The 22,757-nt window shown below is 67.9% G+C and carries 24 protein-coding genes and 1 pseudogene; 15 read left to right on the top strand and 10 right to left on the bottom strand.

The annotated features are described in order from the left end of the window. Positions 1-119: 119 nt before the first annotated feature. Positions 120-1,655 carry an ABC-F family ATP-binding cassette domain-containing protein gene (locus QR64_RS09635; RefSeq protein ID WP_039585018.1) on the top strand — a complete coding sequence of 512 codons (1,536 nt, stop codon included), beginning with the start codon at positions 120-122 and terminating at the stop codon, positions 1,653-1,655. Between the two features lie 22 nt (positions 1,656-1,677). Beyond that, on the top strand, positions 1,678-2,490 hold the full coding sequence (locus tag QR64_RS09640; protein ID WP_039585020.1) for an alpha/beta fold hydrolase: 813 nt from the start codon (positions 1,678-1,680) through the stop codon (positions 2,488-2,490). 16 nt (positions 2,491-2,506) lie between these two features. On the opposite strand, the gene QR64_RS09645 is transcribed toward QR64_RS09640, so the two are convergent. Continuing rightward, positions 2,507-3,097, bottom strand: coding sequence for a hypothetical protein (locus QR64_RS09645; protein WP_039585088.1), 591 nt, complete (start codon positions 3,095-3,097; stop codon positions 2,507-2,509). 328 nt (positions 3,098-3,425) lie between these two features. Further along, positions 3,426-4,652 (bottom strand): acyl-CoA dehydrogenase family protein, encoded by a 1,227-nt coding sequence (locus QR64_RS09650; protein ID WP_033096324.1) that lies wholly within the window; start codon positions 4,650-4,652, stop codon positions 3,426-3,428. 134 nt (positions 4,653-4,786) lie between these two features. On the opposite strand from QR64_RS09650, the gene QR64_RS09655 reads away from it, so the two are divergent. Next, on the top strand, positions 4,787-5,905 hold the full coding sequence (locus tag QR64_RS09655; protein ID WP_039585021.1) for an energy-coupling factor ABC transporter permease: 1,119 nt from the start codon (positions 4,787-4,789) through the stop codon (positions 5,903-5,905). A 26-nt stretch (positions 5,906-5,931) separates the two neighbouring features. Here the strand turns inward: QR64_RS09655 and QR64_RS09660 are convergent, their stop codons facing one another. Further along, positions 5,932-6,567, bottom strand: a complete 636-nt coding sequence (locus QR64_RS09660; RefSeq protein ID WP_039585023.1) for a TetR/AcrR family transcriptional regulator — start codon at positions 6,565-6,567, stop codon at positions 5,932-5,934. Positions 6,568-6,663: 96 nt separating this feature from the next. Here QR64_RS09660 and QR64_RS28860 point away from each other — a divergent pair, with 96 nt between their 5' ends. The 6 genes from QR64_RS28860 (at position 6,664) to QR64_RS09685 (ending at position 11,104) form a co-directional block, all read left to right on the top strand. After that, entirely contained in the window at positions 6,664-6,714 is a 51-nt protein-coding gene (locus QR64_RS28860) for a hypothetical protein (protein ID WP_367880875.1), read from the top strand. Positions 6,715-6,828: 114 nt separating this feature from the next. Continuing rightward, positions 6,829-7,344 carry a DUF4242 domain-containing protein gene (locus QR64_RS09665; RefSeq protein WP_016694511.1) on the top strand — a complete coding sequence of 172 codons (516 nt, stop codon included), beginning with the start codon at positions 6,829-6,831 and terminating at the stop codon, positions 7,342-7,344. 7 nt (positions 7,345-7,351) lie between these two features. Then, complete coding sequence (locus QR64_RS09670) at positions 7,352-8,401, top strand: acyl-CoA dehydrogenase family protein (protein WP_006553696.1); 1,050 nt, start codon at positions 7,352-7,354, stop codon at positions 8,399-8,401. Beyond that, positions 8,377-9,117 carry an ABC transporter ATP-binding protein gene (locus QR64_RS09675; RefSeq protein WP_039585024.1) on the top strand — a complete coding sequence of 247 codons (741 nt, stop codon included), beginning with the start codon at positions 8,377-8,379 and terminating at the stop codon, positions 9,115-9,117. Before QR64_RS09670 ends, QR64_RS09675 begins: the two co-directional genes overlap by 25 nt. Next, positions 9,114-10,286 (top strand): ABC transporter substrate-binding protein, encoded by a 1,173-nt coding sequence (locus tag QR64_RS09680; RefSeq protein ID WP_006553698.1) that lies wholly within the window; start codon positions 9,114-9,116, stop codon positions 10,284-10,286. The genes QR64_RS09675 and QR64_RS09680 overlap by 4 nt, the downstream gene beginning before the upstream one ends. A gap of 47 nt (positions 10,287-10,333) precedes the next feature. After that, a complete protein-coding gene (locus QR64_RS09685) occupies positions 10,334-11,104 on the top strand; it encodes an ABC transporter permease (protein WP_202399481.1) in 771 nt (256 codons plus the stop codon). 7 nt (positions 11,105-11,111) lie between these two features. Here QR64_RS09685 and QR64_RS09690 read toward each other — a convergent pair whose 3' ends face one another. From QR64_RS09690 to QR64_RS09705, 4 genes are read right to left on the bottom strand one after another with little or no spacing between them, the layout of a single operon-like run. After that, positions 11,112-11,585 carry a nitroreductase family deazaflavin-dependent oxidoreductase gene (locus QR64_RS09690; protein WP_039585025.1) on the bottom strand — a complete coding sequence of 158 codons (474 nt, stop codon included), beginning with the start codon at positions 11,583-11,585 and terminating at the stop codon, positions 11,112-11,114. Between the two features lie 4 nt (positions 11,586-11,589). Continuing rightward, positions 11,590-12,462 (bottom strand): alpha/beta fold hydrolase, encoded by an 873-nt coding sequence (locus QR64_RS09695; protein ID WP_019290848.1) that lies wholly within the window; start codon positions 12,460-12,462, stop codon positions 11,590-11,592. Further along, positions 12,452-13,093: a TetR/AcrR family transcriptional regulator gene (locus QR64_RS09700; RefSeq protein WP_006553702.1), complete on the bottom strand. Its 642-nt coding sequence runs from the start codon at positions 13,091-13,093 to the stop codon at positions 12,452-12,454. The genes QR64_RS09695 and QR64_RS09700 overlap by 11 nt, the downstream gene beginning before the upstream one ends. Continuing rightward, positions 13,090-14,910, bottom strand: a complete 1,821-nt coding sequence (locus QR64_RS09705) for an N-acyl-D-amino-acid deacylase family protein (protein WP_039585090.1) — start codon at positions 14,908-14,910, stop codon at positions 13,090-13,092. Before QR64_RS09705 ends, QR64_RS09700 begins: the two co-directional genes overlap by 4 nt. A 71-nt stretch (positions 14,911-14,981) precedes the next feature. Here QR64_RS09705 and QR64_RS09710 point away from each other — a divergent pair, with 71 nt between their 5' ends. The 4 genes and pseudogenes from QR64_RS09710 (at position 14,982) to QR64_RS09725 (ending at position 18,192) form a co-directional block, all read left to right on the top strand. Beyond that, positions 14,982-16,043, top strand: a complete 1,062-nt coding sequence (locus QR64_RS09710; protein WP_039585027.1) for an alanine racemase — start codon at positions 14,982-14,984, stop codon at positions 16,041-16,043. 92 nt (positions 16,044-16,135) lie between these two features. Beyond that, positions 16,136-16,582, top strand: a complete 447-nt coding sequence (locus tag QR64_RS09715) for a MaoC family dehydratase N-terminal domain-containing protein (protein WP_039585029.1) — start codon at positions 16,136-16,138, stop codon at positions 16,580-16,582. Next, positions 16,579-17,014, top strand: a pseudogene (locus tag QR64_RS09720) (MaoC/PaaZ C-terminal domain-containing protein). Before QR64_RS09715 ends, QR64_RS09720 begins: the two are co-directional and overlap by 4 nt. A gap of 56 nt (positions 17,015-17,070) precedes the next feature. Continuing rightward, positions 17,071-18,192, top strand: coding sequence for a PQQ-dependent sugar dehydrogenase (locus QR64_RS09725; RefSeq protein WP_033096327.1), 1,122 nt, complete (start codon positions 17,071-17,073; stop codon positions 18,190-18,192). Positions 18,193-18,195: 3 nt separating this feature from the next. Here the strand turns inward: QR64_RS09725 and QR64_RS09730 are convergent, their stop codons facing one another. From QR64_RS09730 to QR64_RS09740, 3 genes are read right to left on the bottom strand one after another with little or no spacing between them, the layout of a single operon-like run. Then, positions 18,196-18,648, bottom strand: a complete 453-nt coding sequence (locus QR64_RS09730; protein WP_019290842.1) for a MaoC family dehydratase — start codon at positions 18,646-18,648, stop codon at positions 18,196-18,198. A 28-nt stretch (positions 18,649-18,676) separates the two neighbouring features. Further along, on the bottom strand, positions 18,677-19,423 hold the full coding sequence (locus QR64_RS09735; protein WP_019290841.1) for a GntR family transcriptional regulator: 747 nt from the start codon (positions 19,421-19,423) through the stop codon (positions 18,677-18,679). Between the two features lie 26 nt (positions 19,424-19,449). Beyond that, entirely contained in the window at positions 19,450-20,601 is a 1,152-nt protein-coding gene (locus tag QR64_RS09740) for an acyl-CoA dehydrogenase family protein (RefSeq protein WP_019290840.1), read from the bottom strand. 212 nt (positions 20,602-20,813) lie between these two features. Here QR64_RS09740 and QR64_RS09745 point away from each other — a divergent pair, with 212 nt between their 5' ends. Together QR64_RS09745 and QR64_RS09750 are read left to right on the top strand one after the other, a co-directional pair. Next, on the top strand, positions 20,814-21,689 hold the full coding sequence (locus QR64_RS09745) for an HpcH/HpaI aldolase/citrate lyase family protein (RefSeq protein ID WP_052227260.1): 876 nt from the start codon (positions 20,814-20,816) through the stop codon (positions 21,687-21,689). A 5-nt stretch (positions 21,690-21,694) separates the two neighbouring features. Next, positions 21,695-22,738 (top strand): MaoC family dehydratase, encoded by a 1,044-nt coding sequence (locus tag QR64_RS09750; protein ID WP_039585032.1) that lies wholly within the window; start codon positions 21,695-21,697, stop codon positions 22,736-22,738. Positions 22,739-22,757: the final 19 nt, after the last annotated feature.

A 22,757-nucleotide genomic window follows, 5' to 3' on the forward strand; every position in this document is an offset into this window, starting at 1 on the left:
TGCGGGCTCACCATGGTGTTCGCATCCAGTACCCGTCGATCGGAGAAGTCCGTTGCTCCTGTGAGAGGTCCCGTCCCCCGCGCACTCGCGCAATCGACCCTCACCCTTCGGGAGCCATCATGTCTTCATCCGGTATCACGCTGTCCGCACTCTCCTACGCCCATCCGGACGGCACCGTCGCCGTGCAGGATCTCGACGCCGTCGTCCCGGCGGGGCGGATCGGCCTGGTGGGACGCAACGGAAGCGGGAAGACCACCCTGCTCCGGTTGATCGCGGGTGAACTCCGCCCGACCTCCGGTTCGTCGACGGTGCGGGGACGGGTCGCCTACCTCCCTCAGGACGTGACCCTCGATCCGACGGTGCCGGTCGATTCCGTCCTCGGCATCGGAGATATCCGAAAGTCCCTGCGCCGCATCGAATCAGGATCGTTCGACGATCGGGACTTCGAGGTCGTAGCCGATCGGTGGGACATCGAGGACCGCGCTCTTGCGCTCATGCATCGCGTCGGCCTCGACCGGATCCTGCACGACGTCGGGGATTTCGACCGCACCGTCGGTCAGCTCTCCGGCGGGGAGACGGTGCTGCTCGCCTTCACCGCACGCCTGCTCGACGAGCCGGACGCGCTGTTGCTCGACGAGCCGACGAACAATCTCGACGCCGACGGACGTGCGCGCCTGCAGGATGCGCTCGACCGGTTCCCCGGCACGGTGCTCGTCGCCGGGCACGACCGGGAACTGCTCGACCGCATGGACTCGATCGCCGAACTGCGCAACGGGGCTCTGCGCCTGTTCGGCGGCGGATTCGGCGAGTACGAACGGATCGTCGCGGAGGAGCAGGAGGCGGCACGGGCCGCAGTGCGGGACGCCCGTAACGACGTGCGGCGCCAGGCACGCGAATTGGCGGCGGCGCACGTCACGCTCGCCCGGCGGCAACGCTACGGGCAGAAGATGTACGAGCAGAAGCGCGAACCCAAGATCGTCATGGGCGCGCGCAAACGGCAGGCGCAGGAATCCGCCGGGCGATTCCGCCGTGAGCACGAGGAGGATCTGACCACTGCACGGGAGAACCTCGATCGCGCGAAGGACGCCGTGCGCGACGATCCGGAGATCCGCATCGACCTGCCCGGAACCGCGGTTCCACCCGGCCGGCGTGTGGCGGACGCACCGCTCGAGATCGTCGGGCCGGAACGGATCGCGCTGCGCGGCCCCAACGGGTCGGGGAAGACGACCCTGCTGCACCGCATCGTCGAGGCGGAACCCCACGTTCCCTTCGCGTTGCTCCCGCAGCGGCTCGACATCTTCGACGACGATCGTTCGGTCGCGGAGAACGCCGAGGATCGTGCGCCGCACCTGACTCCGCAGCAGGTGCGGGCACGTCTGGCGCGCTTCCTGTTCCGCGGCCGGCACGCCGAGGTCGCCGTGGGGGCACTGTCGGGTGGGGAACGACTGCGGGCCGCGCTCGCGATCGTGCTCGCGGCCGATCCCGCTCCGCAGTTGTTGCTGCTGGACGAGCCCACCAACAACCTCGACCTGGCCGGTCTCGCGCACTTGACCCAGGCCCTGCGTGCCTACAGCGGTGCGCTCGTGGTGGTCTCGCACGACGAACGATTCCTGGAGGAGGTGGAGGTGGATCGGTCGGTCGAGCTCGGGCGGTGAGCCGTTCGGCGATACTGCTGGGATGAGCCACGCGACGAATCCCGCCGACGGCACCCGGATCCGGTTCACCACGGCAGGTCCCGAGGGGGCACCGGTCGTGCTGCTGGTCCACGGCAGTGCCCTGTCGTCGGCGGTGTGGCGGGCCTTCGGCTACGTGAAGGCACTCAGCGGGGGTTTCCGGCTGGTCATGCCCGACCTGCGTGGGCACGGCCGCAGCGACACCCCTCACGACGAGGACGCCTACGCGATGGACGCGATCGTCGGGGACCTGCTGGCCGTCCTGGATGCGGCCGGGGTCGACCGGGTGCACTACGTCGGCTATTCGTTCGGCGCCCGTGCGGGACTCGCGCTCGCCGTCGACGCTCCGGACAGACTGTCGAGTCTGACGCTGCTCGGCGGGAGCGCACGCCCCCAGGCGGGATCGATGGACGCGATGTTCTTCCCCGGCACCGTCGACGTGCTCGAGCGCGAGGGCATGGACGGTTTCGTCCGTGCCTGGGAGGAGCGGCGTCGCACGCCGGTCGATCCCGCGACGCGCTCGGCCTTCCTGAAGAACGACGCGCAGGCTCTCGCCGCCTATTTCCGCCGGTCGGATCGGGAACCGGGGATCGACGACGAGATGCTCGCCGACATCGACGTGCCCGTGCTCGCCGTCGTCGGGTCGGACGATCGCCTGCGCGTGGAGGACACCCGCGCGTTGTCGCGCACCGTCCCCGGTGCGCGACTCGCGATCCTGCGCGGGGTGGACCATGCCGAGACGGTCTCGGCCGCGCTGCCTGCGGTCGAGACCTTTCTCTCGGCACGCGCCGGTCGGAAACCGACCGACACGCTCTGATGCTCAGGCCGGGCGCTCAGGCCGGGACGACGACCTGTTCCCGCGGTGTCATCGCCGGCACCGGCCGGGACTGCTGCGCCCTCCGGTGCGGTGCGACCGCGGCCTTCTCCTGCGCAACACGGGCCACCGCCTGCTGCCGGCCGGCTCCGGATGCCTCCGCGAGCAGCGCCGACACCGACCGCTTCATGACCTCGACGGCTTCGGGCACCGGCAAACGCAGTACGTCCCGCAGCGACACCCAGGTGGGCCAGGTCGTCGACACACCCAGCAGGTTCTCGATGTGGGTGCGGACGGTGCCGTCGACGCCCTCGAACTGGTCGGAGAACAACGCCCCGATCTCGTATCGCGCCCGGTCGAGATAACGCACGCGGTTGCGCTGCAACTCGCGCGAGAACGGCACCCGGATCTCGGACGACCGTGCGAACGGCGCGATGTATTCGAGCATCGCCGCCCGCTGCCTGCAGTAGGCGTCGATCCGCTCCTCGAGCGGCAGCGACGGATCGATCGGCTCGTAGGCGTCGACCTGGCGCCGCATCAGCTCGGCGCCGGTGACGGCGAACAATGTCTCGAGGTCGCCGAAGTGTCCCCACAACGATCGCAGGGACACCCCGGCCCGCGAGGCGATCTGCGCCCCTGTGGGTTTGAGCTCTCCCGCCCTGATGAGCGCGATATGAGCCTCTATGACGGCCTGCCGGGTGCGCTCTGCGCGAGCGCTCCTGCCGTCCGTCGTGACCGACGGCTTTTCGCCGTCCCTTCGTTCCGCGTACATCGCTCCCCCGATTTCCGCTCGGACTCCCCTCCGGACCGGTCGCTCCCCTCGTCGGCGACCGGCATAACTTTTCTCATGGCGAACAATAGTCGACACAGTGGGGGAATTGTCATCCCCCCTCCGAAAATTGTCCTTTTTGCTAATTTCGAGCGGTCGTATTCAGGGCTTACTGTGCGAGCAATCCCTTCGCGATATGTGTTACTTGAATTTCGTTACTACCGGCGTAGATCATCAACGATTTCGCATCACGCGCGAGTTGTTCGACGCGATATTCGGCCATGTATCCGTTTCCTCCGAACAGCTGCACGGCCTCCATCGCCACCTCGGTCGCAGCCCGCGACGAGTACAGCTTCATCGCCGACGCCTCCGACAGGCTCACCGGCTTCCCCGCCTGCGTGCGTTCGATCGCGCTGAAGACCATGTTGCGGACGTTCACCCGCGCGATCTCCATCTCGGCGAGCTTGAGCTGGATCAACTGGAACTGTGCGATCTCCTTGCCCCACAGCTTCCGCGACTTCGCGTACTCGGTGCACAGCTTCAGACACTGCTCGATGATGCCCAGGGCCAGATAGGCGATGCCGATACGTTCGGTGGCGAAGGATTCGCGCGCGCTGTCCTTGCCGTCGCTGCGACCGCCGTCCTCGGTCTCACCCAGCAGCCGGTCGCGGGTCAGGCGCACGTTGTCGAAGAACAGCTCGCCCGTCGGCGAGGAGTTCATGCCCATCTTCTTGAAGGGCGGGCTCTGGGTGAGCCCTTCCATGCCCTTGTCCAGCACGAATGCGAGCACCTTGCGGTCGCGGCGATCCACCGAGGAGTCGCCCTCGTCGAGCTTCGCGTACACGATGATCACGTCGGCGTACGGACCGTTGGTGATGAATGTCTTCTGGCCGTTGAGGACGTAGTCCTCCCCGTCGCGGCGCACCGTCGTCTTCATCCCGCCGAAGGCGTCCGAACCCGAATCGGGTTCGGTGATCGCCCACGCTCCGACCTTCTCGAAGGTCACCAACTCGGGCAGCCATCGCTTCTTCTGCGCGAGGGTGCCGCGGCTGCGGATCGTGCCCGCGGTCAGGCCCAGGCTGACGCCCAGCGAGGCGATGAGCCCGAGGCTCACCCCGGCGATCTCGATATTGAGCAACGCCGCCATCCCCGGCGACCCACCGGTACCACCGGACGACCCCGAAGGCTTCTCTCCGCGTTCCTCTTTCGCGAGGGCGCGTTCGAGCGACTCACGGGCCATCTCGTCGATGCCGAAAGTCGCGTACAACTTCCGGATGATGTCGTACGGCGGCAGTTCTCCCGATTCGAGACTGTCGACGTGCGGGCGGATTTCCTTCTCGATGAAACCGCGAAGCGCATCGCGGAACATGAGGTCTGTGTCGGACCACTCGTACATGACGCAAATATAGAACGGGTTTCACTTTTTGCCCAGGCTCCCGTCCCGCCGAGCTCTCGAAAACGCTCCGCCTCCCCCGATGCCGGTACTAGCCTTCGCCGCAGAGCACTCCGTCGGTGGGAGGGACATCGGAGATGGTCGATACGAGTGGGTTCGCCGGCACGGACGTCCTCGCCCTGCACATGGGCGACGGCCTGATCGCCGACCGCGCGTCCGCGTGGTTCTTCGTCATCGCCGTGATCGGGGTCAGCATCGCCGCCTGGTACGCACGCAGCGACCTGAGCAAGAGGTCGGTGCCCACTGCGGCGGTGGTCTGCGCCCTGTTGTTCGCCCTGCAGGTGGTCGACGTTCCGGTGCTGCCGGACGTGAGCGGCCACGTCGTGGGCGGCGCGCTCGCGGCGATCCTGCTCGGCCCGTTCGTGGGTGCGGTCGCATTGACGATCGTCCTCGTGGTGCAGGCCTTCGTCTTCGCCGACGGCGGCCTGTCGGCACTGGGCGCCAACGTCACGAACATGGTGCTCGTCGCCATCGCCGCCGGTTTCCTCGCCGCGACGGCGCTGCGCGCACTGTGCGAACACCACGGGGTGCGGCGGTTCGTCATGCTCGGTCTGGTCTCGTTCGTCGCAGGGTTCGTCTCGGTCCTCGCGGCGGTGACGGGTTTCGTCGTCGAGTACGCCCTCGGCGGCACCTTTGCGGTTCCGGTGTCGAACATCGGATTCCTCTACGCCACGCACATTCCCGTCGGGCTGGTCGAGGGTGTGGTGACGGCCGCCGTCGTGCTCGCCGTTGCGCGGATCTCCCCGGAATCCGTCCATCTCACCCGGCTTCCGGTCAATCCTCTCGACGCGACCGCCTCGCCGCCCCCGCCTCCGCGTCCGCGCGCTCGCGGGACGCTGTTCATCGGCCTGGCGTTCACCTCGCTCGTCGTCGCGGGGATCCTCGCGCCGCTCGCCGTCGACACCCCCGGCGCTCTCGAGGTGGCCACCTCACGCGGCTGCGAGATCGACTCGCTCGCCGAGGATCTCACAGGCGACTGCATGGCACGGGACGTCGAGGAACATCGGCTCGCCGACAGCGCACTGGCCGACTACACCATCGACGACCGTCCCGGTTCGACGGGCATTGCCGCGGTGCTGGGAACGCTCGGCACCTTCGTGTTGGCGAGCGTGTGTTTCCGCGCTCTCGTGCCGCGGCCGGCAATCTCCGCGACCACGGAGCGCCGCACACAGCAGCGGAGCAACTCGGCAGGCTGAGTCCACGGGTCGACGCGGACCCCGGGTCAGCGGGGGAGATGCGTCTCGATGATCGCTGCAGCCATGTCGCGGCCGAGCCGGATCGGTTCGACGGAGTGCTCGAACTTGCTGCCGGACAAGGCACCGTCGTAGATCAGTTGCACGCGCCCGGCCACCACCTCGGATTCGGTCGCCCCGGCGAGATTCAGCAGGTCGACGAGCGTCGAATTCAGCCATTCCCGGTGCGCGAGCACCGGTTCGAGAGGCTCCTGGGGGAATTCCGTCGCGGCGTTGGCGTACTGGCATCCCCGGAAGTTCTTCTTCGGCGCCGACTGCATCGCGAGATCGAAGAAGGTGAGGATCTTCGCGATCGGATCGTCGAGCGGTTCGGCGGCGGCGTGCCACCGCTGCCGGTCGCGCTGGTCGAGATCCTCCAGATAGGCGAGCACCAGTGCATCCTTCGACCCGTACGACGAGTAGAGGCTCGCGCGGGCGACGCCGGCCTCGGCGAGGATGCGGTCGATGCCCACCGCACGGATGCCGTGCTCGGCGAAGAGCGTGCTTGCGGTGTCGAGCAGACGTGTGGAGGGTGAGGGCTTGGACGGCGATCGCTCGGCTTTCCCCTTCGGACCGGCCGTGCCCTTCGGAGTGCCGATCGATTCACTCTCGACGAACGTACGCACGTACCCAGAGTAACGGACAGGGCGCGATAGACAGACCGTTCTATTCACAGTACGGTGGAGCACGTGACACACAGCCTTCTGACTCGCCGCCTGCACGTGGATCTCGTGCGGGTGTCGACTGCTGCGTGTTGTCGCTCCTCTCTCTGACCGGCCTCGTCTGCGTGCGCCGCATGCCGTAGTCGCCCCGTCCGAAGACGAAACGGCGCCCCGCCGTGCCCGGACCGGTCACAGTTCCAACCCGCTTTCCCGGAAGGTGACCCCATGTCGCTGTATCTCTACGAACTCGTCCCCACCGAGGGCCAGGCCGAAGCTGCCATCAAGGCCTTCGACGATGCTGTCGTCGCCGCCGGCGGCGAACTGATCGAATCGCAGGTCACCACTGGCGGCACGCGCGTCTTCGCGATCGCCGAGTTCGACGCCTGCCGCCCCGCCCAGCTCGAGTCGGCCTCCCTCGATGTCGCCGAGATCGTCGGCCCGAACGAGGTCCGTCTGGTCGGCGCCGAGCTCGACCAGATCAAGGCCACCCGCCCCGAGGCCGGTTACCTCGTCGAGTGGGACATCCCCGACACCATCGACATGGAGACCTACCTCGCGCGCAAGAAGGCGAATTCACCGAAGTACGCCGACGTCCCCGAGGTGAGCTTCCTGCGCACCTACGTCCGCGAGGACATGGACAAGTGCCTGTGCTTCTACAACGCCCCCGACGAGGCCGCCGTCGTGCGCGCCCGCGAGGTCGTCAGCACGCCCATCGACCGTCTCCACTCCCTCGAAGGATAAGCATCCGATGACCGCGGCCATTGACCGGACGAGCGAGGAACAGCGCGCGGCGATCGCAGAGTTCGTACGCGATCGCGCAGCTGCTCTCGATCGCGGAGAAACCGACATCCGCACCGACATCGCCCGTACAGGCGAGCTCGGCCTGCTCCGCAAGGGGCTGAGCGGGGAGTGTCTCTCCGAGATGGTCGCGGTCATCGACGAGGTCGCCGCCGAATCGCTCACCGTCGGCTTCTCGCTGTGGGCGCAGCGCATGGCGCTCGAATACATCGATCGCGCACCGCAGTTCCTGCGCGATCGTTACCGGGACGACCTCGCGTCCGGCCGCACGATCGGCGTCACCGCCATGGCCGCGGCGCTCAAGCATCTTGCCGGTCTCGGCGAGCTCCCCCTCGTCGCCGAACGAACCGACGACGGCATCACCGTCACCGGCCCGATCCACTGGGCGTCCAACGTCTTTCCCGACTCGGTGATCGTCTTCCCGGCCCGCACCGCCGACGGTGACCGCCTCGTCGCCGTCGTCCGCGCCGACGCCGAGGGCATCACCATCGCGGATTCACCCGAACTGCTCGCGCTCGGCGCCACGTCGTCGACCTCGCTGAAGCTCGATGGTGTGCGGATTCCGCAGTCGCACATCCTCACCGAGGATCTCGCAAACTTCTGCGGTTCGATCCGGCCCACCTTCATGATGCTGCAGACCTCGTTCTGCGTCGGCATGGCACGCGCATCGCTCACTGAGGCCGTCGGCCGTCTGCACGGACTGGGCGAGCAGTTCACCGGTGAGTACGAAGAGCTTTCGGCGCAGTACGAGTCACTGCGCGAACGGCTGTACCGCTTCGCCACCGATCCCACCTCGATCGCTCCTGCGGAGTTCATCCGCCTGCGTCTCGACGGTTCGGTCGTCGCCGTCGCCGCGACCCGCCTCGAAGCGACACTGCGCGGCGGTGCCGGATACGCGACGGCCAGCGCCACCAACCGCCGATTCCGTGAGGCGGCCTTCCTGCCCATTCAATCGCCGTCGGAAGGACAGCTGCGGTGGGAACTGTCGCAGTACGAATAGCGAACGGATACAAGAGTTTCGCCGGTCGTCGTAGCCCGGTTCTCCAGGGGGTGGATCTGGATATCGCGACCGGCGAGTTCCTCGTGGTGCTCGGCAGCAGCGGTAGCGGCAAGTCGACGCTGCTGCGGATCGTCGCGGGTCTCGATCACCTCGATCGCGGTTCCGTCGACTGGCCCGACACCGAGGGCGACAACCGTCCGCACACCGGGATGGTCTTCCAGCAGCCCTTCCTGATGCCGTGGCTCACCGTGCGCGAGAACATCGCCTTCGGTGGACGGTTCGCCGCGCACCGCGAGCGGTTCGACACCGCCTACGCCGATTCGCTCCTCGAGCGTTTCGGCCTCTCCGCGCTCGCCGGCTACTACCCCGACCAGCTGTCCGGTGGTCAGGCCCAGCGCATCGCCGTCATCCGCGCCGTCGCGGTGCGTCCGCGACTGCTGCTGCTCGACGAACCGTTCAGCGCCCTCGACCCGGCCACCCGCTCCGATTTGCGGTCGTGGCTCGGCGAACTCGCGCGCGATCTCGGTTTCACGACGGTCCTCGTCACCCACGACATCGACGAGGCGCTCGAACTCGCCGACCGCATCGCACTGTTCGGGAGTTCGGGTGTGGTGCAGCAGGAATGGGCGCTCGGCGGCATGTCGGCGCTCGACCGCGACGCGCTGCGTCCGGCCATCCTGGCGCACTACCGCGATTCGTCGCTGTCCGCGACATGACCGATCCGGGTCTGTTCAGCCGTCGCACCCTCATGCGCGGTGCGCTCGGCCTCGCGGCAGCCGGGGGTATTGCCGGCACGATCGACCTCGCGCGCACCGCGACCACCGACCGCGCCAATCGCACGGGGCAACTGCGCATCGGCTACCTGCCGATCACCGACGCCGCGCCGCTGCTCGTCGCGCACGGGTCGAGCCTGTATCCCTCCGGCGTCGTCGATTCCGCGAAGCCGGTGCTCTTCCGCAGTTGGGCGTCGCTCGCCGAAGCCTTCATCAGCCGGCGCGTCGACGTCGTGCACCTGCTCATGCCCATGGCGGTCCAGTTGCGGTACAGCCTGGGTAGTTCCGTGCGGATCCTCGGCTGGAACCACACCAACGGCTCGGCGCTGACGGTCGCCCCGCACATCACCGACCTGAGCGATCTCGCAGGCCAGACGGTGGCGATCCCGTTCTGGTGGTCGATCCACAACATTGCTCTGCAACAGCTGTTGCGGGCGCACGGACTGACACCGGTCGTGCGGGAGGCGCCGTCGAAGTCCGCCCGTACCGTGGGCCTCGTCGTGATGGGTCCGTCCGACATGATCCCGGCCCTGGCGAACGGCTCGATCGCCGCGTTCACCGTCGCCGATCCGTTCAACGCCGCCGCGGAGGTCCGCGGGGTGGGGCGGATCCACCGTTTCCTCGGTGATGTGTGGCGCGACCACGCGTGCTGCGCCCTGCTCGTGCACGAGGACCTGATCGAACGCGACCCCGTCGCCGTACAGTCCCTCACCGACTCGGTGGTCTCCGCCCAGTTGCAGATCGGCGCCGACCGTCAGGCCGCGGCCGCGATGTTGTCCGCCGGATACCTTCCGCAGCCGTTGCCCGCGATCACGAAGGCCCTCACCTATCCCGACCGCGAGGCCGGCACGATGCACCCGCAGTGGCAGCCGCAACGCATCGGGTACCAGCCGTTCCCCTTCCCGACCTTCACCGCGGCACTGATCGAGGCGATGCACGACACCGTCGTCGACGGCGACACACGGTTCCTCTCTCGTCTCGACCCTGCGACGGTGCACGACGACCTCGTCGACGACCGCTTCGTCCGCACATCCCTCACCCGCGTCGACGGCACCGATGCCTTCGGCCTTCCCGCCGATCTCACCCGCACAGAGGAGGTCGATCCTTCGTGAGCGCCCCGACCGGCACGGCGCCGGAGACGGCCCGCACCGTCCGGCAGCTGCCCCTCGTCCCCCAGGCCGTCGCCATCGTCATCGCGATCGCCTTGTGGTGGCTGGTGACGACGGTGCTCGTCGCGCCGGATTCGCTCGTGCGGGACTTCGCCCCGCAGTACGTCTTCCCGGCGATCGTCGACCTGTTCGCACGCGGCGTCCTGCTGCCCGACACGCTCGCGAGCCTGTGGCGGTTGCTGGTGGGTCTGCTGATCGCCGCGACGCTCGGCATCCCGCTCGGGTTGCTGATCGGACTCAACCCGTTGGTCGAGCGCGCGACGATGCCCATCATGCAGTTCCTGCGGATGATCTCGCCGCTGTCGTGGGCGCCGATCGCCGTGGCGTTGTTCGGCATCGGCCACCAGCCCGTCTTCTTCCTCATCGCCGCCGCCGCGATCTGGCCGATCGTCATCAACACGGCGGCCGGTGTGCACGGCATCGACCAGGGCTATCTGATGGTGGCCCGCTCGTTCGGTGCGACGCGACTCGAACTGCTCACCACCGTCGTCCTGCCGGCCATCCGCGCGCAGGTGCAGACCGGTCTGCGGGTCGGTCTCGGTATCGCGTGGGTCGTGCTCGTCCCCGCCGAGATGCTCGGCGTGCGGTCCGGTCTCGGCTACCAGATCCTCAACGCCCGCGACCAGCTCGCCTACGACCAGGTCATGGCCGTGATCGTCGTGATCGGTTTCCTCGGGTTCTGGCTCGACTGGGCGGCGCGGCACCTGCTGCGCGAACGGCGGAGGCCGGTGAGCGTCGAGGAAGCCGACCGCCCGCTCTGACCTGCGATCAGGACTCGAGCGGCGTCAGTACGAAGACGGGGAGCACCCGGTCGGTGCGCTTCGCGTACAGCGCGTAGTTCGGCCACGTCTGCAGCAGCACCTGCCACAGCCGCGCGCGTTCGTCGCCCTCCGCGATCCGCACCGACACCGCGTGCTCGTGCCCGTCGTACAGCACCTGCGCCTGGTCGGCCGCGCGCAGGTTGATCGCCCAGGACGGGGCTTTCGGGTGTCCCCAGTTCGACCCCACCACGAGCCATCCCCCGTCGTGCGGCACACACAGCAGCGGTGTGGACCGCGGCACCCCGCTCTTGCGGCCCTTCACGGTGAGCACGAGCGAGGGCAGTCCCGCGATCGCGAGCAGGGTGACCTTGCCGCGCGTGGCCCGTTGGATGGTCTTGTCCACCGCGATGATCGGCTGTGAATACCGCGGCAACCACGGCAACGCTCCGATACGGACGGCGACCGGTCGGAGCGGATTCATGCGGTCATCTCCCCCAGGCTGCCAGCAGCGTCCGGGCGGCGGCGACGACGGCCAGCGGCTGATCGATCATCGGATGGTGGCCCGAGGCCGGAAGATCGATCAACAACGCATCAGGACCCAGATTGTCGACCATCCGCCCGTAGAGCGCGTCGTCGATGATGCCGCGTTCGCAGCGGAAGTAGGCGACGGCGCATCCCGGACTCATCGCCTCGAGGCTACGGCGCCCCTCACGTCCCATGCGGAGATTGTCGAATTTCCACGACCAGCCGCCGTCGACCTGCTTCAGCGATCCGCGGGCGATGTGCTCGAGCACGTAGGGTTCGGCGTCGTCCTGCGGCGGCACGAGGCGGAATCGGGCGACGGCGTCCTCCGCCGCGGCGTACACCTTCGGCGGTCCGGCGTTCGCGACGGCCTTCGCGCGCATCTCGAGTTCCTCGGGCGTCATGTCGCGGATCGGCGAATCGATGATCACCACACCGGCGAGTTCGTCGCCGTGGAGATGTGAGGCGGCGAACGAGACGATCCCGCCCATGCTGTGACCGATGAGGACCGGTGGACCGCTGATACCGCCGGCGCGGGCCGCAGCGACGACCTCCGCGGACCACGCTTCCAGGGTGTAGTGCTCGCGGTGGTCACTGTCGCCGTGACCGCTCAGATCGAGCGCGACGACACGACGTCCGGCGGCAAGCTGCGGGCCGATGTGGTCCCACCACCCCGAATGCGCCATGCCGCCGTGGACCAGCACGATGCCCGGCAGACCGGATTCGCCCCACGCCCGGTAGGCGATGGTCGCACCGGCTGCCTCGACCTTCCCGGTCTCGACGGGCGTGGCCAGGGCGTCGACGAACCACTGAGGAGCAGATCCACTATTGCTCATTATTCGAACTTATGTCAGATGTGACGAGCGCCAACATCCGGGCCATCAGTTCGATCCGTCGCACCTCGAGTTCCGGCTGCGGATGCACCGTCGACGCCAGCGCTTCGCCGTCGAACATGTGCACGAGCGACAGCAGGAGGGTGTCGAAGACGTCGGCCGGGAACCGTGCCGCGACAGGCAGCGACCTGCCGAGATCGACGATCTGGGCGTGGTAGCGCTCGGCCATCGGCGTTAGATGCTCCCGCAACGCCGGGTCGGTGCGCGCCGCGCCGAGCAGTTCGTACCAGGCTGCGTTCATCGGGGCCCGGCAGGCGGTGCGCAGCAGTTCGAGGCACACCCGCAGCGACTCGGAGATGTCCGCGTGCTCGTCACCGAGCGCCGCGAGACCCGCTTCGAAGTTCGCGAACTGGCGTTCCCGGACGGCGTCGGCCGCCGCGATCATCAGGTCGAGTCGCGTGGGGAAGTGCCGGAACACCCCACCCGACGACACCCCCGAACGCCGGCACACCTCACCGATCGTGGTCGCGGTACAACCGAGCTCGGCGAGGGCAGTGATGGTCGCGTCGAGGATGCGGCCGATCGTCTCCTCCCTGCGCTCCTGCTGGGTACGGCGTACTACGGATGCACTCACGCGACGGGCTCACCCGCCGAGATGCGCATCGGCGCGGGTCCGCGCTCCTCCACCCCGGCGCGCAGGAACCGGCCGGTGCCGACGGTATGTCCGTAACCGGGCACGAACTCGCCGTCGCGGAAGACCACCCGGCCGGCGACCGCCGTCGCCGTCACCGCGCGGTCATTGCGGTTGACCATGCGGCGGATTCCGCCGAACTCCTCGAGCGGCGACTCGTGATAGGCATCGACGTCGGCGTTCAGTCCGGCAGGATCGACGACGACGAAGTCGGCGCGGTCGCCCACCCGCAGGTGGCCGGCGTCGATTCCGTAGAAGTCACCGAGTTCGCCGGTGAGCTTGTGGACGGCTTCGGGCAGCGGGAGGAACGGCCTGCCCGCCTTCTCGGCGTCGTGGACGCGGCGGAGCAGGCAGATCGCGAAGTTGTAGAAGGCCATGTTCCGCAGGTGGGCGCCGGCGTCCGAGAACCCGACGGTGACGCCGGGCGTGCGGATGAGCCGGTCGGCGACCTTGCTTCGGTCGTTGGCGATCACGGTGTGCCACCGGAACTTCCTGCCGTACTCGACGACGAGGTCGAGGAAGGTGTCGACAGGATGCAGCTTCCTCTCGCGCGCGACGTCGCCGATCGACCGGCCGACGAGCGAGGCGTCGGGACATTCGACGATCCGGGTGTCGTCGAAATCGCGGTGCCACACGCGCGGTGAGAACTTCTTCTCGAAGTCCTGCCGGAACCAGCGGCGGTAGGCCTCGTCGCGCAGCAGGTCGTTGCGGACGAGTTCGTCCTGCAGATGCAGTGCGGCACGGCCTGATCCGAACTCCTCGAAGACGACGAGGTCGATGCCGTCGGAGTACACCTCGAAGGTCGTGGGCAGGTGTTGCCAGCGGAAGGCACCCTTGCCGATCCGGTTGGCCGCGAATGCAATCGGACCGAAGATGCGGTTGACCCACCGTTCGGCCTTCGTGTCGGCCGCTGCGAGCACCGACGTCTTCATCGGCTTGCGCCCGATGCCCGTGCCGGCGAGGGCGAAGAACACGACGTCGTACTTGGTGTTGAGGTTCGGCACGGCCTGCAGGGTGCGACCGCGTCGGCGCAGGATCTTGTGCAGGCGGCGGAATTCCGACCACGACGCGTGGGTCGACGGCAGGGTGCGCGAGCGATAGCGGTCGCCGTCCATCTTGTCCCACGGGTTCGTCATCGTCGACACGCCGAGGAAGCCCGCGTCGAGGGCGTCCTCGATGCGGGCGTCGATCTCGGCGAGTTCGGCCCGGGTCGGTCGGTTCGCCGACTCGGTAGAGCGTCCGAGCCCCATCACCGACGCGCGGACGTCCGAATGTCCCACGAAGGCCGTCACGTTCGGGCCGAGCGGAAGCTTGTTCAGCGCCTCGATGTATTCGCGGGGCGTGCTCCACGTCTTGGACTTCTCGAGGGCTGAGAGGACGTGCTCGCGCGGGAGTGCTTCGACGCGACTGAACAGGTCGGCAGCGTCGACCGGCGGCACGAAGACCGTCGAGATCGAGCAGTTGCCCATGAGCACGGTCGTGACGCCGTGCCGCACCGACTCGGACAGACCCGGACCCACGAGCACTTCGGCGTCGTAGTGGGTGTGGGTGTCGACGAAGCCCGGCATCACCCAGCGGCCGTGCGCGTCGACGACCTCGGTGTTCGGGCCGGCAGGAAGGTCGTCGGAGGTCGCGGTGACGACGACTCCGTCGCGGATACCGAGGTTGCGGACGACGCCGGGTGCGCCCGTCCCGTCGAACCAGAGACCACCTCGGACGATGACATCGAAATCCCCGTAATTGTGATCCACACCACTCATGGCGCGAGGGTACATGAAAAAGAGGCCGCGCACTCTCTAAATTCCCGGTTCCGACGGTCTACGGTTCGGCCATGGACCTCGACATCACCCCGGCACTGCTCGTCGACCGCGACATCCTCGACCGCAACATCGCGCGGATGGCGCAGTCCGCCGCCTCACGAGGCCTGTCGCTGCGACCCCACGCGAAGACGCACAAGTGCTCCGAGATCGGACGACGCCAGCTCGGTGCGGGAGCCCGCGGCCTGACGGTCGCGACCGTCTCCGAAGCCGAAGTCTTCGCCGACGAGGGCTTCGACGACCTGTTCGTCGCGTACCCGCTGTGGGTCGACGCTGCCCGCGGTGCACGGCTGCGCGCGTTGACCGACCGGGTGCGCCTGACGGTCGGGATCGATTCCGCGACCGGAGCCCGGCAATTCGTCGAGCACGCCGGCACCGCGATCGGGGTGCTCGTCGAGATCGACAGCGGGCACCACCGCACCGGCGTGTTGCCCGAACAGGCCGGAACCGTGGCGTCGGCGGCCCGCGAGGCGGGCCTCGACGTGCGCGGCGTCTTCACCTTCCCCGGCCACTCGTACGCACCCGACGCGCCCGACAGCGCAGCACGGGAGGAAGCCGACGCACTGGCGGCAGCAGCGGCGTCGCTACGAGCAGCGGGGATCGAGCCGACCGTGATCAGTGGGGGTTCCTCCCCCACGGCACATCTCGACGTGCCCACGGTTGCAACCGAGTTGCGTCCCGGCGTGTACGTCTTCGGTGATGCGCAGCAACTCGAACTCGGCGCGGTGAGCGAATCCGACATCGCGCTGACCGCCCTGGCGACCGTCGTTTCCGCTCGCGACGAGGTGATCGTGCTCGATGCCGGTTCCAAGGCGCTCGGCGCCGATCGAGCCGCGTGGGCCACGGGGTACGGACGCATCCTCGGGGAACCGGACGCGCGCATCACCGCACTGTCGGAGCATCACGCGACGGTGCAGTGGCCGGAGGCATCGACCCGCCCACAACTCGGCGACAGGGTGCGGGTGATCCCCAACCACGTGTGCAATGCCGTGAACCTCGCGGACGAGTTGATCACGGTCTCCGGCGACGCGGTAGTCGAGCGATGGAAGGTCGCGGCACGAGGGTGCAACACGTGATCCCGAGACGGTCCCCACACGATCACCTCGAATTCGGCGTGTAGGTCACGAACACGACACCGATCCTCCCCGTACGTCGCTACGCTGCGTTGATGCCGCTGAACCCCGACCTTGCCGGACGCATCTTTCCGCCGACGTCCTATCTCGTCGGCCGGGAGAAGATCCGGGAATTCGCCCGCGCCGTCCGATCGACGCATCCGATCCATCTCGACCCGGAGGCAGCCCGGGCCGCCGGCTTCCCTGATGTCGTGGCTCCTACGACCTTCACCACCGTCGTCCAGAGTCCGTCGGTGACACAGCTTCCGGAGACGCCGGGTACCGGTCTCGAGCTGCACCGGGTGGTGCACGGGTCGGAGAAGGTCGAGCACCGGCGCCCGATCGTGGCCGGCGACGATTTGACCGCGACGCTCACCATCACGGAGGTCACCGAACGCGCCGGCAACCACATCCTGTCCACGATCTGCGAGATCCGGGACGACACGGACGATCTGGTCGCGGTAGTCACTTCGACACTGCTTCACCGAGGAGACGACGCATGACACTCGGCACCGCAATACGATTCGACGAACTCGAGGTCGGTGCGGTCATCGCGAAGACCGAACTGACGGTGACCCGCAGCGATCTGGTCCGCTACGCCGGTGCCTCGGGCGACTTCAACCCGATCCACTACGACGACGTCGTCGCAGCCGGCGAAGGGCTCCGGCGTGCTCTGCCAGGGAATGCTCACCGCAGCCCTCGCCCTGCAGACCCTCACGGAACGGCTCGGCGATCCCACCGTGGTCGTCTCCTACGAGACACGGTTCACGCGACCCGTTGTGGTCGACCCGATGCACGGTGCCGTCCTGTCGGTGTCTGCGAAGGTCGGCCACCTCGACGAGGCGGAGCGCACCGCACGGATCGATATCACCGTATCCGTCGACGACCGGCGGGTGCTCGGCAAGACCCAGGTCCGGCTCGCGTTCTCGTCCTGACTCCGAGCGCCGGGAATTCGCCGACGGAACGGACCTCGGTAAGAGAGGATCGACCCATGTCGCGGACACTTCTCGCCGGCTTGGCCGCCGCAGCAACAGCCGTGTACCTCGGGGCATGTGCGTCCCCGTCGAGTCCGTCCGTCGAGGAGGGTCCCGCCGGGGTGAGCCGTACCGTCACCGAGCCCTCGACGCCCGGGACAGGTACTCCGCGCGTGACCGGCACCGTCGCGTCCGGTCTCGACACTCCGTGGGGAGTTGCTTTTCTTCCCGGTGGTTCTGCACTGGTGACCGAGCGCAACACCGGCCGGATCGTCGAGATCACCGACGGCGAGGTCCGCGAGGTCGGTCGCGTCGGAGAGACCCTCGCGCAGGGCGAATCGGGACTGCTGGGAATCGCGGTGTCGCCGACCTTCGACACCGACCGCTTCGTGTACCTGTACGTGACAACCGGCAGCGACAACCGGGTACTCCGAGCCGTTTTCGACGGCACCACGCTCGCCGAACCGGAGGTGATCCTCGACGGTATCCCGGCCGGACGGATCCACGACGGCGGGCGGATGATCTTCGGTCCCGACGGGATGCTGTACGTCGCGACCGGCGAGGCGGGCGAGCGCGAACTCGCCCAGGATCCGGAATCACTCGGCGGCAAGATTCTTCGCATCACCGGCGACGGCGAACCCGCGCCCGACAACCCAGATCCGGCGTCGCCGGTGTACTCGCTCGGTCACCGCAACGTGCAGGGACTCGCATTCGACGACCGGGGACGGTTGTGGGCGTCGGAGTTCGGGCAGAACGACGTCGACGAGCTGAATCTCGTGACGGCCGGTGCGAACTACGGCTGGCCCGTGACCGAAGGGGCAGGGGGCTCCGGCGAATTCGTCGATCCGGTCCTCACCTGGCCGGTCTCGCAGGCGTCGCCGTCGGGCCTGGCATGGTTCGACGGCAGCCTGTGGATGGCAGGCCTGCGCGGAGAACGCCTCTGGCGCATCGATATCCCGGATACTGATGTGCAGGACACCGCAGTCACCGCGACCGACTTCTTCGTCGGCGAGTACGGACGATTGCGGACCGTCGTCGCCGCGCCGGACGGCTCACTGTGGCTGACGACGTCCAATCGGGACGGTCGCGGCAGCCCGACCGACGACGACGACCGCATCCTCCGGATCGAGATCTCCTGACGATCAGGGGACGAGAACGACCACCGTCTCGGCGACCAGTGCCGGACGCGCTCCACCCTCGATCTCGATGGTGTATCCGACGACGAGGTTCGCACCCTTGGCGGTGCGCTCGAGCGATGTGAACTCGGCGCCGGCACGGATCCGCGAGCCGACGGGGACCGGCGCGGGATAGCGAACCTTGTTGCTGCCGTAGTTGACCTTCATCTTCAGGCCCTCGAGGGAGAAGATCTGGGTGCCGAGCACCGGCAGCAGCGACAGGGTCAGGTAACCGTGGGCGATGGTCTTGCCGTACGGGCCGTCCTTCGCACGCTCGGGGTCGACGTGGATCCACTGGTGATCACCGGTGGCCTCGGCGAACAGGTCGATGCGCTTCTGGTCGATCTCGAGCCAATCGCTGTAGCCGAGGTGCTCGCCGACGGCCTTCTCGACCTCGTCGATTCCGTTGAGAACCCGCATTGTTGCTCCTGTCGATGTGCGGCGACGGTCAGAGACCGGCTCGCCTGAGGGTGACGCGATAGGTGTAGTGCTCGGGCAGAAAGTAACTCACCGACAACTCGGTGGGCACGCCATCGTCGTTCGAGTACAACCGGTCGACGCGCAGCAAGGGATGTCCTACTTCACAATTCAGTTCGGTCGCCACCTGTTCGGTGGCGAGCGCGACCGTGATGGACTGTGCGGCTTCGACGATGGGACTGTCGAGATGGGGTTCGAGCAGGCCGATCATCGTGTTCCGGCTGGACGCACCCGCTTGGAGCTCCGGCGAGTCGAGTACGTGCGCGGCGACGGGTTCGGGCAGATGAACGGTGGTGAGTACGAAGGGGATTCCGTCGTGCAGACGCTTGAAGACCGCGGTGTACAGCACGTCGGTGTCGAGGCGGAGCCGGCTCGCCGCATCGATGTCGACCCCGCGCCGCAACGGCGAGACGATCTGCATGACCGTGTCGGCCGACAGAGCGAGCAGATCCTCGATCGAGCCGAGCTGGCGCCGATAACGCCGGCCCGACTCGTTCGCGAAGGTGCCGCGGCCGGGAACACGGTAGACGATGCCGTCGGCCACGAGATCCTGGAAGGCGCGACGCACCGTCTGCCGGCTCACGCCGTGTTCCTCGGCGAGTTCGGCCTCGGTGGGCAGCCGCGTGCCGTCGCTGTACCGTCCCGCCTCGACGGCCTCCCGGAGCTGGCGCGCGAGTTGCGCGTAGGCCGGTTCCGTTTCCCGCACCTTGTAGTCCATGACGGACCGATCCTAGCGGCCGGTCGTCACAGTCCGCCGCGTGCTACGAGCTGGCTCGCGATGACGTTGCGCTGGATCTCGTTGGTGCCCTCGCCGACGATCATCAGCGGCGCGTCGCGGAAGTAGCGCTCGACGTCGTACTCGGTGGAGTAGCCGTAGCCGCCGTGGATGCGCACCGCGTTCAGGGCGATCTCCATCGCGATCTCCGAGCAGTACAGCTTGGCCATACCGGCTTCCATGTCGCAGCGCTCGCCGCTGTCGTACTTCTCCGCCGCGTAGCGCGCCAGCTGCCGGGCCGCGGTGAGCTTGGTGGCCATCTCCGCCAGGTAGTTGCCGATGGACTGGTGCTTCCAGATCGGCTGACCGAAGCTCTCGCGCTGCTGCGCGTAGGCGAGGGAATCCTCGAGTGCAGCGGTCGCGACACCGAGGGCGCGGGAGGCGACCTGCAGACGGCCGGTCTCGAGGCCCTTCATCATGTGGGCGAAGCCCTTGCCGGGCTCGCCGCCGAGGATCGCGTCGGCGGAGATGCGGTAGCCATCGAAGCTCAGCTCGCACGACTCGACGCCCTTGTAACCCAGCTTGGGCAGGTCGCGTGAGACGGTCAGACCCGGGCCGTGCTCGACGAGCACGACGGAGATGCCCTTGTGGCGCGGCTGCGCGGTGGGGTCGGTCTTGCACAGCAGCGCGATCAGCCCCGAGCGACGCGCGTTGGTGATCCACGTCTTGGCACCGTTGATGACCAGCTCGTCGCCGTCACGCTTGGCGGTCGTCGTCATCGCTTGCAGGTCGGAGCCGCCGCCGGGCTCGGTCAGCGCCATCGTCGCCCGGATCTCACCGGTGGCGAGCTTGGGCAGATACTTGCTCTTCTGCTCCTCGGTGCCGAACAGGGTCAGCAGCTTGGCGACGACGGTGTGCCCGCCCATCGCACCCGACAGCGACATCCATCCGCGGGCGAGTTCCTCGGTGACCTGGACGTAGCAGGGCATCGACACCGGCGAGCCGCCGTACTCCTCGGGCACGGCGAGCCCGTAGATGCCGATCTGCTTCATCTGCTCGATCCACTTCTCGGGGTACTCGTTGGCGTGCTCGACCTCCTGCACCGACGGCTTGACCTCCCGATCGATGAAGTCGCGGACGGTCTCGACCAGAAAAGTCTCTTCGTCGTTCAGGTAGGTCACGGGGCATCCTTCGTTGGGGACGGGCCACACGGACCCGGCAAACTTTGTACGGCCATTTTGTGGACCGAGCTCGGACGTTGTCAACGCAAGGACCGTCATTCGACGTCGTGATTGCAGAGTTTTCGACGATACGAACGACTGCACCTTCCTATGAGCACACCTCTCCGTGGGGTGGCATACCGCCAACAATGGCCGTACATTTAGCGCCGTCATTGCCGACCGAACTCCCCGAGGTCCCCGTGTCTTCCGAGCAACACCTCCGCCGGCGCGCCGTTCTCGTCGCCCCCGGCTCCGACGAACGCAAAGCCGGTAAGGCCCTCGCCTCCGCCGCCGACGAGGTCGTCCTCGACCTCGAGGACGCCGTCACCGCCGACCAGAAGGACGCCGCCCGCGAACTCGTGGCTCCCCTGGTCCGCGAACACGGCGCCGCACGCACCGTCTCCGTGCGCATCAACGGACGCGGCACGCCCTGGTTCGAGGACGACCTGCGCACGTGCGCCGCACTCGGCGACGCCCTCGCCTCGATCGTGATCCCCAAGGTCGAGAGCGCCGACGACCTCGTCGAGGCCGACCGCATCCTCGGCGATTCGACCGTCCCGGTGCAGGCCCTCATCGAGACCCCCGCCGGCGTGCAGCGCATCGACGAGATCGTCGCCGGGCCCCGGGTTGCCGGCGTGATCATCGGCTACGCCGACCTCGGCGCCTCCCTGGGCCGCGCTCGCACCGCCGCGCCCGAGCACTGGCTCTACGTGCAGGACCGCGTGCTGCACGCCGCCCGCGCCGCGGGTGTCCAGGCGATCGACGGCCCGTTCCTCGGCATCGCCGACGACGACGCCTTCCGTCACTCGGTGCAGTGGGTGTCCGATCTCGGATTCGACGGCAAGTGGGTCATCCACCCTGCGCAGATCACCTCTGCTGCAGCGGCCTTCACGCCCACCGACGATCAGGTCGACGCCGCCCGCAAGGTTCTCGCCGCGCTCGAGGAAGCCGAGAACCGCGGCGCCGGAGCCGCCCAGCTCGACGGGCAGATGCTCGACGAGGCCGTCGCCGTCGCCGCCCGCCGCACCCTGTCGAAGATCGGAGCCTGAAAGCCATGACCACCTCGTACGTCGGCGGACCCTATTTCGACGAACTGACCGTCGGTCAGGTCTTCGACACCGCCCCCGCCGTGACGCTCACCGACGGCCTCGCCGCCGCGCACCAGAGCATTCTCGGTGACCGCCTGCGCCTTCCGCTCGACAAGCACCTCTCGGCCGCCGTCGCGGGTGGGCCGGTCGCGCACGCCGGTTTCGTCACCGACATCGCGATCGGGCAGTCCACGCTCGTCACGCACCACGTCAAGGCCAACCTCTTCTACCGCGGCCTGCGTTTCCGCCGCTTTCCGCACATCGGCGACACTCTCTACACCACCACCGAAGTCGTGGGGCTGAAGGAGAATTCGGTCAAACCCAGACGCAGGCCCACCGGACTCGCGGCGCTGCGCATGAATACCGTCGACCAGGACGGCAACACCGTCCTCGACTTCTACCGCTGCGCGATGCTGCCGCTGAGCGAGAACCCCGACCCCGACCGCGTCGTGCACTCCGACGACCTCTCGGCCATCGGACCGCAGGACGAACCGCAGTGGTCCGCGCCCGCCGACTGGGATCTGGATGTCTACCGGTCGAAGGTGCCGGGCGAGCACTTCGACAAGTCCCTCGCCGGTGCCGTGCTGCAGTCCAGCGGCGATGTCGTCTCGAGCGCACCGGAACTCGCGCGCCTGAGCCTCAACATCGCGGCGACGCACCACGACGAGCGGGTCGGCGCGTCGGGTCGTCTCGTGTACGGCGGCCACACCATCGGCCTGGCCTTCTCGCAGGCGACGCGCGCGCTGCCGAATCTCGTGACGGTGCTGGGTTGGAAGTCGTGCGACCACACCGGTCCGGTGCAGGAGGGCGACACCCTCACCAGCGACCTGCACGTCGAATCCGCCGAGCCCCTCGCCGAGGGCGGTGGCGTGCTGAACCTGCGGTCGGTCGTCTACGCGCACCGCGGCGGTGCCGCGAATGGCAACCGCGGCGGTGCCGCGAACGGCAACCGCGGCGGTGCCGAGCCGGCGCCCGTGCTGGATTGGCGGTTCACCGCACTCATGGCCTGACAGCCCCTGCCGAAACCGA

Origin of the sequence: Rhodococcus sp. Chr-9 (genome assembly GCF_000801125.1) — a bacterium.
GTDB lineage: Bacteria > Actinomycetota > Actinomycetes > Mycobacteriales > Mycobacteriaceae > Rhodococcus > Rhodococcus pyridinivorans.